Raw genomic sequence first — 9,272 nt, 5'->3', positions numbered from 1 at the left:
AGTAAGTACAGTCCGATTTGCTCGAGCGGCTGTCGAAACAACAGGATAAGCAGACCGATACAAGCTGCTAGAAACAGCGGTCGGTAAAGTGACGTCCGTAAGGCGTGCCCATCATTCGCCCCACTTGCTTGGGCGCTGAATCCTGTCGTACTCACTTTTAAGAAACCGAACAACCAGTAAATCGTATTGAAGAAGACGGCTCCGACGGCGATGCCGCCGATCGCCCGCGGATCACCGGATTGACCGATGACGACGGTATCGGTCACACCAAGCAAGGGTGTCGCAATACTTGAGAGAATCAGCGGATACGCGAGTAACCAGTACGTTTTGTGCGTCGGTTGTGCGTTCACCATGTTCCGGCCTCGACGAATCGTTGGGTATACGCACCACCTGATTCCAATCGATCAATCAAATCAACAGCACGACCGTCACGTAAGACGAGTGTTTCCGAACAGAGACGCCGGATGAAGTCGATATCGTGCGAGATCAATACGAGACTGACACCAAGTGTCTGTTGCAAGTGTTCTAGTAGCTCGATGATCTGTGTGCGGGAGACGACATCAAGTCCCGTCGTCGGCTCATCCATCACGATGATGTCGGGTTCAATCGATATTGCGCGGGCGATCGCGGCACGCTGAATTTGTCCCCCGCTCAATTGATGGGGCAATCGATCGAATAACTGTTCCTCGACCCCGACAGCAAACGCGAGGGCAGTCATAAGATCCACTTCTGACGTCGCTGGGAAATGCCGCAAAATCGGACGATGCTGACGAAACGGTTCAAGAATCGATTCCCGCACCGTCCATTCTGGATTAAAGGAAGCGAGAGGATGTTGAAAGACGGCTTGAATAGCTCGTCGCTCGTTTCGTTGCCCACTCGGAAATACCTTTCCATGTAAGGAAATCAAACCATGAGTAGGTTTAAGCAGACCGAGGATCAATCGTCCGAGTGTCGTCTTGCCACTCCCACTTTCCCCGATGATGCCAAGTGACACCTTTTTCGTTACGTGAAACGAGATATTCGACAAGATAGACTGATCCTTTATCTGATAAGTAAGATCTGTTACGGATAAGACGGATGACATGAACTCTTCCTTTCTTCCAGTGACGTACGATGCGCCTGCATCAAGGCAAGCGTAAACGGATGACGACTTTGCTCGATCATTTGTGGTGTTCCTGTCTCGACGATTCGTCCATCCTGCATTAAGACGAGTTGCTCCCCGTAATGTAAAGCAGGTCCTAATTCGTGGGTGACGAACACAATCGTTGCCCCGTACTGGTGTTGGTACTCGATCAACCAGTCGAGTAAACGACGTGTCAAGATGGGATCGAGTGCCGTCGTTAATTCATCCGCTAAAATCAACCGTGGTTTTAAGGCGACGGCAAACAGGATCGCAAACCGTTGTAATTGCCCACCGCTCAACTCTCCTGGATATCGGTTCAACCAGGTCGGGTCCAACTCAAGCGTTCGCAAAACGTCATCGATGTAAGGATGATCGATCTTGCGTCCATGCGCGCGATATGTATCCCGTAACATCTGACGCATCGTTAAAAACGGAAGAAACGCATCGGTATACTGCTGCGGTATGTAACCGATATCGAGACCACGTCGCAGGGGTTCGTCCGAGATGACCTCTCCGCTCGACGACATCCCGTCCGGCAATCGATCCAGTAATCGTTTCAGCAAGAGCGTCTTACCGCTCCCGCTCGCTCCGACGAGACAAATGAATTGGTGAGCTGGTAGCGATAGATTCACGTCATGCAGAAGGACGTGTTTCGCCCGAACGTGTAAGCTCCGAATCTGAATCATTTACGTGTCCTCCTTTTTTCTTCATCCACCGCGTCCATCCCATCGTCGCGACGACGGTCAAGACGATGCACGCACCTGGCAAAAGCATGAGCCGGGGTGCCGAACTGAAATAGGGACGTCCTTCATTCAACATCGCTCCCCACTCTGGCAGTGGTGCTTGGACACCAAGCCCGATATAAGAGAACGCCGATAAGAATAAGATGACTTTGCCGACATCCAAACTCATCAAGACGACGACTTGCCGGATGATGGGCGGTAAGATGTGGCGTCGTAAGATCATCCTGTCTGTTAACCCGTTGATACGTGCCATGCTGATGTATGGCTTTTTCATCGTCTCGGTCACGAGTGTCTCGCTTAATCGCGCGTAGGAAATCCATTTGATGAGTAAAATCGCAAAGATCAAACTTTGAGGGCTGGCACCAAACAATCCGGCGATGACGAGTGCTAGAACCGTGTCCGGGAAAATCACGAGACCATCTTCTAATCGATGAATTAAGCGCTTAAGTCGTCCATCATAAAAACCGGCTAGACAACCAAGACAGGTACCGATGCAGGCTGTGAGCAACACCGTAAGCAGGCTGAAACCTAAGGATATCAAACCAGCTAAAAAAAGACGAGCTGCGAAATCTCGTCCTAAACCGTCTGTTCCAAGCCAATGTTCGAATGAAGCAGGCTCAAGTCTTTTCGTTACATTTGCATCAAATGGATTCATAAATACGGTATATGAAATAAACAGTAGGAGACATCCTCCGAAAATGAGCCATTTTTTTTTCATCTCGTTGTTCCTTTCTGCCAATCTGGTCGTAACGCCCAGTTTAGCGACCGGACACCTTGATGCAAGACAAGAATGATGCCTGTCGTCAGCAAGATGTAGCCTTGGATCAGTGGGTAATCGCGTTGCAAAATTGCATCGACCATTAACTTTCCGACACCTGGATATGCGAACAGAACTTCGAGGACGACGACACCCCCGGCAAGACTTCCGAGCGTCAGACCAAACACGGACAGAACCGGTGGCAAACTGCCGCGTAACGCATAACGCCAAAGAATCGTCCGCTCGGATATGCCACGCATCCGTGCCAACTCGATGTACGGTTGGTTCAGTTCACGGCGTAGATTCAGTCGAATCAATGGAATATAGACGCTCGCAAGTGGAAAGCCGAGCGATAGAGCCGGGAGGACGAGTGACGTCATCCCTTCCCGTCCCATCACAGGTAACCATCCGAGACGGACGGCAAACAGATCGACGAGCAACAGACCGATCCAAAAACCAGGCACGGCCGCTCCGCTCATGCTGACAAGGTGCGCGAGACGGACGACGCTTCGGCGCGTCGTCAATGCGCTACCGATTCCTAGGGGTAAGGCGATCAGTAAGGCGATCAAAATCCCACCAAGTGCCAGCTCCACCGTCACGAGATAACTCTCTAACAACATCTCGATGACCGGTCGCCCCGTCTGTAACGAGTTTCCGAGACGTAAGGTAAATATGTCTTGCAGCCAACGGACGTACTGGACAAGCAACGGCTGATCGTACCCTAATTCACGGCGCGCGGCCACGATTTGTTCGGGCGTTGCTGATAATTCATCGATATTCAATAACGTCAAGACCGGATCACCCGGCAGTAACCGTAACAAGACAAAACAACTGAACGTGATGAGTAGAGTGAATAGACTTAGCGATAGCAGTCGTTTGACAATCGAATGCATCAATCGGTCACCTGCAACGTGTTCGTGATCATGTAGTATTCACTCTTTTCCGTTTTCCATCCTTTGACGCGTTTGCTGTCATAGGCGACGAGTGTTGAAGGATGGAGCAAGAAGCTATTATAGCGTTTCTCGTCGACATATCGCGCGATCTGCTCCGCAAGCCGTGAACGTTCCTCGATCTGAATCGTTTCATTTAACGTCTCGATCTGTTTCGTCAACTTCGGATCCGCGACACGACTGAAGTTCAGTCCTCCGTTCGGATGATAGGTCGCGTTCAAATAATATCCAGCATCTCCACGCGGAGCTGTCAGATTGCTGTACGTCGCGATATCCCAGTCCCGGTTACTTGCCATGTATTCTTCTGGGACATCGATCTGTTTAATCGTGATCGCGACACCAATCTTTTTCGCGTCATCTTGAATGACTTGAGCGATCAACGGCAGGTCTGGTCGAGCCGCATACGTCAATAACGTCAGCTTTAAAGGACGACCGTCCTTTTGCATCCGTCCGTTTTGTTTTGTATAACCAGCTTGTTTGAGCCATTCCTCAGGCGTCTTCTGCTCTTGTTGCGGATAGTTCGGAGCAAATGGGAATGACGATAGGAATGGACCACGCGCTGGCACCGCATATCCTTGGAGGACGTGATCGACGAGTTGCTTTCGATTGATCAAAGCATCCATTGCCTGTCGGACTTCAAGCGATTGCATCGGACCGTTCGCGACATTCATCGTCAACTGATGGACACGGAACGTATCCGTCGCTTGGACTGTCAACCCTTCAGACTTCAACTGCTTGACACTCTCGATTTCCGGTCGATAGACGATGTCCGCCTGTCCGGCACGCAAAGCGTTCGTCCGTGCGCCAGCATCTTCGTTGAAGACAAAATCAACGGAATCAAGTTTCGCTTGTTCTTGCCAATAGGACTTGAAACGTTTTAACTCGACTTTTGTTCCCGGAGTGAACCGCTCGACTTGGAACGGACCGGTTCCCGTCGGTTCCTTCGTCACCCCGCTCGCTTTCGTGTCGATGATTGCTGTGTTCGGATTGACGAGTTCCGAGATGAACTCTGGATATGTTGTCTTCGTTTGAATGAGCAGATCGGGTCCGTCCGTTTTGATCGTCTCGATATTCAAGGCATTCTTGACACCGGGATTTTCGTCGATTGAGCGTTCGAGAGACGATTTGACGGCTGCCGCATCAAGTTGTTTCCCGTTATGGAACGTCACGTCTTCCTGTAAGACGATCCGCCATGTTCGCTTTCCTTCGTAGGACCATTTTTTCGCAAGCCACGGCTCGACCGTCAATCGTTCTTCATCAAGACGGACGAGCGTCTCCGTCACCCCTGCGCGAAGCGGAACATAACTGCTGTCGCGATGCGGATCGAGCGATTGTGTCGCAAAGTTATAGACGAACGTCAAATGGTTTTGCTCTTGTGGCGTATCAGAAGCAGCACAACCGGCAAGTGTCAAACCGAGGAAGACACTACCGATGAGGCTCGCAGTTTTATATGTAGACATTGTTCTCCACCTTTAATTCGGAATAATTACGTTTTACATCATATCGTAATGATTCCGATTTAACAAGCGTCTTTTCTATTTCTCTATATTGAATTCGCCATCAAAAAAATACCGAATCAACTACAAGCGAACAGCTCGTGTGATCCGGTATCGATGTGTGTCATAAGACATGGACGAATTGTTTTGCCTGACGCTCGAGTTGTTTCGCTGAATCAGCCAATTGATCGAACTCACTGACTGTATGTTCGAGTTGCCCTGTACTGTCTTTGACCTTAGACGAAATCCGCTCGATGCTGTGCGAAACGTCTTCAATCCGTTCAACGATCCCTTCAATGTTGTTCTTGATTTCTCCGATTGAGTGCGACACTTTGTTCGACAGGTTTCGGACTTCGGTCGCGACGACATCGAACCCGCGTCCATGTTCACCAGCACGTGCCGCCTCAATCGCCGCATTCAAGGCGAGCAGATTCGTCTGCGCGGCGATATCACGGATCGTCTTGACGATGTCGGTGATCGAGTTCGCATCCTTTCGTAAGGCAACGAGGCTCGACAAGTTCTCGACGGACTCCGCCTCGACTTGTTGAACGGTCGCCAGCACGTTCAGACCGTCCTGACGACCACTCTCCGATTTGACCGTCAAGAACGCGGACGTCTCGTTGAGTTCAGCTGCCATCCGTAAGACGTCCTGTTGACGAATCGTAATGTCCGATGCAATTTTTGAGACACCGACGACCCGGCGACCGTCATCCGAGTAGATCGGCATATACGTCGCTTCGAGCCATTTTTGTTGCCCATCGGCAGCCCGGCGTTCAATCTTGTCCTGATAGGTGATGCCTTGCATCAATTTGCGCCAAAATAACTCGTAATCTGGACTATTGACGTAAGCTGGAAAGCAAAGGTCACGGTGGTATTTACCGATTAGCTCTTCAACTTCATACCCCATCGTCCGGGCAAACAACTCGTTGACATATGCGACTTTCCGTCGATCGTCGAAGCGAATGATTGCCAGATTTTGCTCGATTGCTCGGATGACTTGTGTGTCAGTGACGTGTGCTGCCTGTTCTTGCATCGACATGCCGATTCCTCCCCGGATTCAAACTCAAGGTCATAATGTTCCTATTGTCATATTATCCCTTATATCGACAAGTTCCTGCCATTTTAAACTACAATCCAGTAAATAAGATGTGTTTTTTAATACGCACTCCATCCACCATCGGCGACGACGATCGCCCCGTTAATAAAACTCGCTTCGTCAGACACGAGGAACAGTGCCAATTTTGCGATCTCATTTGGCTGACCGGCACGTGGATTGAGTCCCATGCCGAGCATCGCGCGTCCCATTCCGAATTCATTCAGGTTCGTCATCGATTGTCCGATGTTCGTCTCGACGGCTCCAGGTGCGATCCCGTTACAGCGGATCCCCTCTCCGGCGTAAAAGAAGGCGGTATTCTTCGTCAGACCAATGACGGCATGTTTGGAAGCGGTATAGGCTGCTCCTGCTCGGGCACCGTTCAGACCGCCAATCGAGATGTTATTCAGAATGACACCACCTTTTACTTCCTTGAAATGCTTGACCGCTTCGCGCATCAGACGCATCGTTCCTGTCGTATTGACGGCGAAAACATGATCCCAGCGTTCATCGGAGATGTCTTCCACTCCCTCCATTCCGTCCATGATCCCAGCATTGTTGACGAGAACGTCCAGTTTGCCGTAAGCCTCAAGCGCTTGTTGGACGAGTTCTGTTGCTGCGTTAGGTTTGGCGATATCACTTGCAACAGCCATCGCTTCTCCGCCCGCTTCCTTGATGTCAGAGACGACCCGCTCGACGGTTTCCAACCGAATGTCCGCTGCGACGATCCGTGCGCCTTCTTGTGCAAACAATTTGGCCATGGCTTCACCCATTCCTGAGCCAGCTCCCGTGACGATGATCGTTTTACCTGTTAGTCGCATCATGAATCATCCTTTCGTTTATCGTGATACTAATCTATTCCCGAAAAAGGCTCTAGTTTAGTCAAACGTCGTGTCGATTCCATGAAAAAAAGACCCGACGATTTTCGTCGGATCTTTTGACTTCCTTATTGCAGTTCGCGGCTCTTTTCTTCTTGTTCGTTGTTCGATTTATTTTTTGCTTCAAATTCAGCGCGTGTCATGACGTCCTCGACGTGCATGTTGACTTCGACGACTTCAAGTCCTGTCATGTCGCTGATTGATTTTTTAATTTTTGCGACCGTCTCTTGGAAGATCGACGGAATGTTTTTACCGTATTCGACGATGACTTTCAAATCGAGTGCGACTTGGCGTTCGCCGACTTCCGCACCGATTCCTTTCGTGATGTCTTCCGAACTCCGGAGACGATCCGTCAGTCCACTCATGAATCCACCACTCATTGACAAGATGCCTGTCACTTCATTCGATGCGATCCCTGCGATTTTTTTGATAACTTGATCTTCGAACGTCAATTTATTCTCGCGTACCACTTCGTTTTCAGTTGTTGTGTTTACTTCGTTTGCCATTTGAAATCTCTCCTTTTGAATGTGTAGTTAGTTATATATGAATCAGTCCCGTTGAAAGAACTGAATCCACCCTTCGATATCAAGCGCACCATCGCGCCACTTCCCAATCAAGAATCCAATCGCTGCGAAGGCAACGATGAGGATCGTCGGACCAAAGCCAATCGTCAAAAACAAGATGGCGAGGATTAGACCGACAAGTCCTCCGATCAGTCGGAACCGATACGGATAAAGTGCTTCCCTTGTCTTCATGTTCCCTCTCCTCTCTTAGACGACACGTTCCGATGTTTTTGTTTTCGTGTCACTAATCGTGACTTTCGTACTCGTTACCGGCAACTCGAGTAAGGATTCGACGGCTTGTTTAGCACGTTCTTGGATATCCTTCGCAATCGTTGGTAAACCATCTTGCCCGAAAACGGAGCAATCGACTTTTAAAGCGACTGTCTCTTTTTTCGAGTGGATGTCGGCATGGACTCGCGGTGTCCGTACGCCTCCAATCCCACGAATCGACTCCAAAGCCGTCCGTTCGATCGTTTCCTTTGAAATCGTGATCGTTCCGTCACCCGTTTGAATCAACAGACGTTGACCTTTCGAGCGGCTGAATAATCCTGTGAATAATAGAATGACGAATACGAATGCTAAAAAACCTCCGATGGATAGAACGGTATAGCTATACCATTGCTGATCCTGCCACTGCTCGATTAATGAACTGAGCCGTGGAACATCATACACACCGAGCACAAGCAGCCCGACACTGACGAGTCCGAGTATGCCTATGATGACGAGTAAAAATCGATTGAACCCATTCATCTGCACCTCTCCTTTACGATTGTTAATTTCTTTCACCTAGGTGATTCAACACATGAACTATTATGTGTATGGTGTTTTTATTCCCGTTCATTAGAACCCGAAACATTTACATACACTTCTGTTAAAATGTTCATATATTCTGATTTTTCAGACTATTTTTAACGAAACCAATAGGTTATTTACTATATTTAACGAAAATAGACCTCTTTCAACTAAAAAGAGGTCAACAATCTAATCCATTTATCATTTCCCATATACTTCGTCAATACGTTTTTTGAAAATGATCATTTCACTTCGATTGGAATGGCAAAATAACCGTTTCCTTCTTCCCACCCTGCTCTAATCTGATAGACATATTTTCCACGGGTCGTTGGCAAAGTGATCTTTTCTACGTCCTGAAACGTTTTAAGCTTTTTTCCATTTGCAACGGACCATAACTCAACGGCAACAGTTTTTGGATGCGGACCATTTCGAAAAAGAATCGACATCTGTTCTTCCGGTGCAACGCGTTCACCTTGTTTATCCTCTACTTGCTCAACTGGTCCGATCTTTGTATCAGCCGTCTCCCCTAAAAAAATTCCCGACCACGTATACGTTCCTAAGTACACCTTTGCTTCACGATTTTCAATCGTCACGTCAGGTGCTGGCGGTTGATGGCGGAAAGGATCCAGCGAGAAGAGTAACCCTAAACTAATCAGCACTATACCAATAAACGTCTGTTGTTTCACGAGGCAACCTCCTACACAATGTTTTCAAATCAATAAAAGCGGCAATACCTCTCAAGGAGTACGTTATTCAGAAGGAGGAGTTCAGATGATTCAGGATAAAGTCGTCATCATTACAGGAGCATCAAGCGGGATTGGGGAAGCAACCGCTAAAGAACTTGCAAAACAAGGCGCAAAACTTGTTCTTGCTGCAC

13 protein-coding genes are annotated in these 9,272 nt (G+C 48.8%); 1 reads left to right on the top strand and 12 read right to left on the bottom strand.

The genetic code is table 11. From position 1 onward, the window contains the following. The 12 genes from F8N00_RS13250 to F8N00_RS13195 all read right to left on the bottom strand — a co-directional run. Nucleotides 1-353 (bottom strand): MATE family efflux transporter (locus F8N00_RS13250; RefSeq protein WP_421018361.1); only part of this gene is annotated, 353 nt, incomplete at its 3' end. Continuing rightward, nucleotides 347-1,027, bottom strand: coding sequence for an ABC transporter ATP-binding protein (locus F8N00_RS13245; protein WP_421018360.1), 681 nt, complete (start codon nt 1,025-1,027; stop codon nt 347-349). The genes F8N00_RS13245 and F8N00_RS13250, both read right to left, overlap by 7 nt. A 35-nt stretch (nt 1,028-1,062) precedes the next feature. Beyond that, nucleotides 1,063-1,809 (bottom strand): ATP-binding cassette domain-containing protein, encoded by a 747-nt coding sequence (locus F8N00_RS13240; RefSeq protein WP_421018359.1) that lies wholly within the window; start codon nt 1,807-1,809, stop codon nt 1,063-1,065. Further along, nucleotides 1,757-2,584, bottom strand: coding sequence for an ABC transporter permease (locus tag F8N00_RS13235; RefSeq protein ID WP_421018358.1), 828 nt, complete (start codon nt 2,582-2,584; stop codon nt 1,757-1,759). Before F8N00_RS13235 ends, F8N00_RS13240 begins: the two co-directional genes overlap by 53 nt. Next, the gene (locus F8N00_RS13230) at nt 2,581-3,516 is read right to left on the bottom strand and encodes an ABC transporter permease (RefSeq protein ID WP_421018357.1); all 936 of its coding nucleotides are present in this window, start codon (nt 3,514-3,516) and stop codon (nt 2,581-2,583) included. The genes F8N00_RS13235 and F8N00_RS13230 overlap by 4 nt, the downstream gene beginning before the upstream one ends. Further along, nucleotides 3,516-5,033, bottom strand: a complete 1,518-nt coding sequence (gene nikA, locus F8N00_RS13225; RefSeq protein WP_421018356.1) for a nickel ABC transporter substrate-binding protein — start codon at nt 5,031-5,033, stop codon at nt 3,516-3,518. Before nikA ends, F8N00_RS13230 begins: the two co-directional genes overlap by 1 nt. A gap of 160 nt (nt 5,034-5,193) precedes the next feature. Further along, nucleotides 5,194-6,108, bottom strand: coding sequence for a methyl-accepting chemotaxis protein (locus tag F8N00_RS13220; RefSeq protein ID WP_251133484.1), 915 nt, complete (start codon nt 6,106-6,108; stop codon nt 5,194-5,196). 116 nt (nt 6,109-6,224) lie between these two features. Continuing rightward, nucleotides 6,225-6,983 carry an SDR family oxidoreductase gene (locus tag F8N00_RS13215; protein ID WP_421018363.1) on the bottom strand — a complete coding sequence of 253 codons (759 nt, stop codon included), beginning with the start codon at nt 6,981-6,983 and terminating at the stop codon, nt 6,225-6,227. Nucleotides 6,984-7,108: 125 nt separating this feature from the next. Then, the gene (locus F8N00_RS13210; protein WP_023468370.1) at nt 7,109-7,546 is read right to left on the bottom strand and encodes an Asp23/Gls24 family envelope stress response protein; all 438 of its coding nucleotides are present in this window, start codon (nt 7,544-7,546) and stop codon (nt 7,109-7,111) included. A gap of 42 nt (nt 7,547-7,588) precedes the next feature. Then, nucleotides 7,589-7,795, bottom strand: coding sequence for a DUF2273 domain-containing protein (locus F8N00_RS13205; protein ID WP_035397250.1), 207 nt, complete (start codon nt 7,793-7,795; stop codon nt 7,589-7,591). A gap of 15 nt (nt 7,796-7,810) precedes the next feature. Then, a complete protein-coding gene (amaP, locus tag F8N00_RS13200) occupies nt 7,811-8,353 on the bottom strand; it encodes an alkaline shock response membrane anchor protein AmaP (RefSeq protein WP_421018355.1) in 543 nt (180 codons plus the stop codon). Nucleotides 8,354-8,637: 284 nt separating this feature from the next. After that, a complete protein-coding gene (locus F8N00_RS13195) occupies nt 8,638-9,081 on the bottom strand; it encodes a hypothetical protein (RefSeq protein ID WP_421018354.1) in 444 nt (147 codons plus the stop codon). A gap of 85 nt (nt 9,082-9,166) precedes the next feature. On the opposite strand from F8N00_RS13195, the gene F8N00_RS13190 reads away from it, so the two are divergent. After that, a partial coding sequence (locus F8N00_RS13190) for an SDR family NAD(P)-dependent oxidoreductase (RefSeq protein ID WP_421018362.1) occupies nt 9,167-9,272 on the top strand: 106 nt, incomplete at its 3' end.

This window comes from Exiguobacterium sp. A1_3_1 (assembly GCF_048985645.1).
GTDB lineage: Bacteria > Bacillota > Bacilli > Exiguobacteriales > Exiguobacteriaceae > Exiguobacterium_A > Exiguobacterium_A indicum.
The sequence above is the reverse complement of the archived record's forward strand: the minus strand, read 5'-3'. Positions and strand labels throughout refer to the sequence as shown.

Coding starts and splice junctions, on each gene's coding strand:
- F8N00_RS13240 (WP_421018359.1), bottom strand. CDS start 1,809: ATGATTCAGATTCGGAGCTTACACGTTCGGGCGAAACACGTCCTTCTG.
- F8N00_RS13235 (WP_421018358.1), bottom strand. CDS start 2,584: ATGAAAAAAAAATGGCTCATTTTCGGAGGATGTCTCCTACTGTTTATT.
- F8N00_RS13230 (WP_421018357.1), bottom strand. CDS start 3,516: ATGCATTCGATTGTCAAACGACTGCTATCGCTAAGTCTATTCACTCTA.
- nikA (WP_421018356.1), bottom strand. CDS start 5,033: ATGTCTACATATAAAACTGCGAGCCTCATCGGTAGTGTCTTCCTCGGT.
- F8N00_RS13220 (WP_251133484.1), bottom strand. CDS start 6,108: ATGTCGATGCAAGAACAGGCAGCACACGTCACTGACACACAAGTCATC.
- F8N00_RS13215 (WP_421018363.1), bottom strand. CDS start 6,983: ATGCGACTAACAGGTAAAACGATCATCGTCACGGGAGCTGGCTCAGGA.
- F8N00_RS13210 (WP_023468370.1), bottom strand. CDS start 7,546: ATGGCAAACGAAGTAAACACAACAACTGAAAACGAAGTGGTACGCGAG.
- F8N00_RS13205 (WP_035397250.1), bottom strand. CDS start 7,795: ATGAAGACAAGGGAAGCACTTTATCCGTATCGGTTCCGACTGATCGGA.
- amaP (WP_421018355.1), bottom strand. CDS start 8,353: ATGAATGGGTTCAATCGATTTTTACTCGTCATCATAGGCATACTCGGA.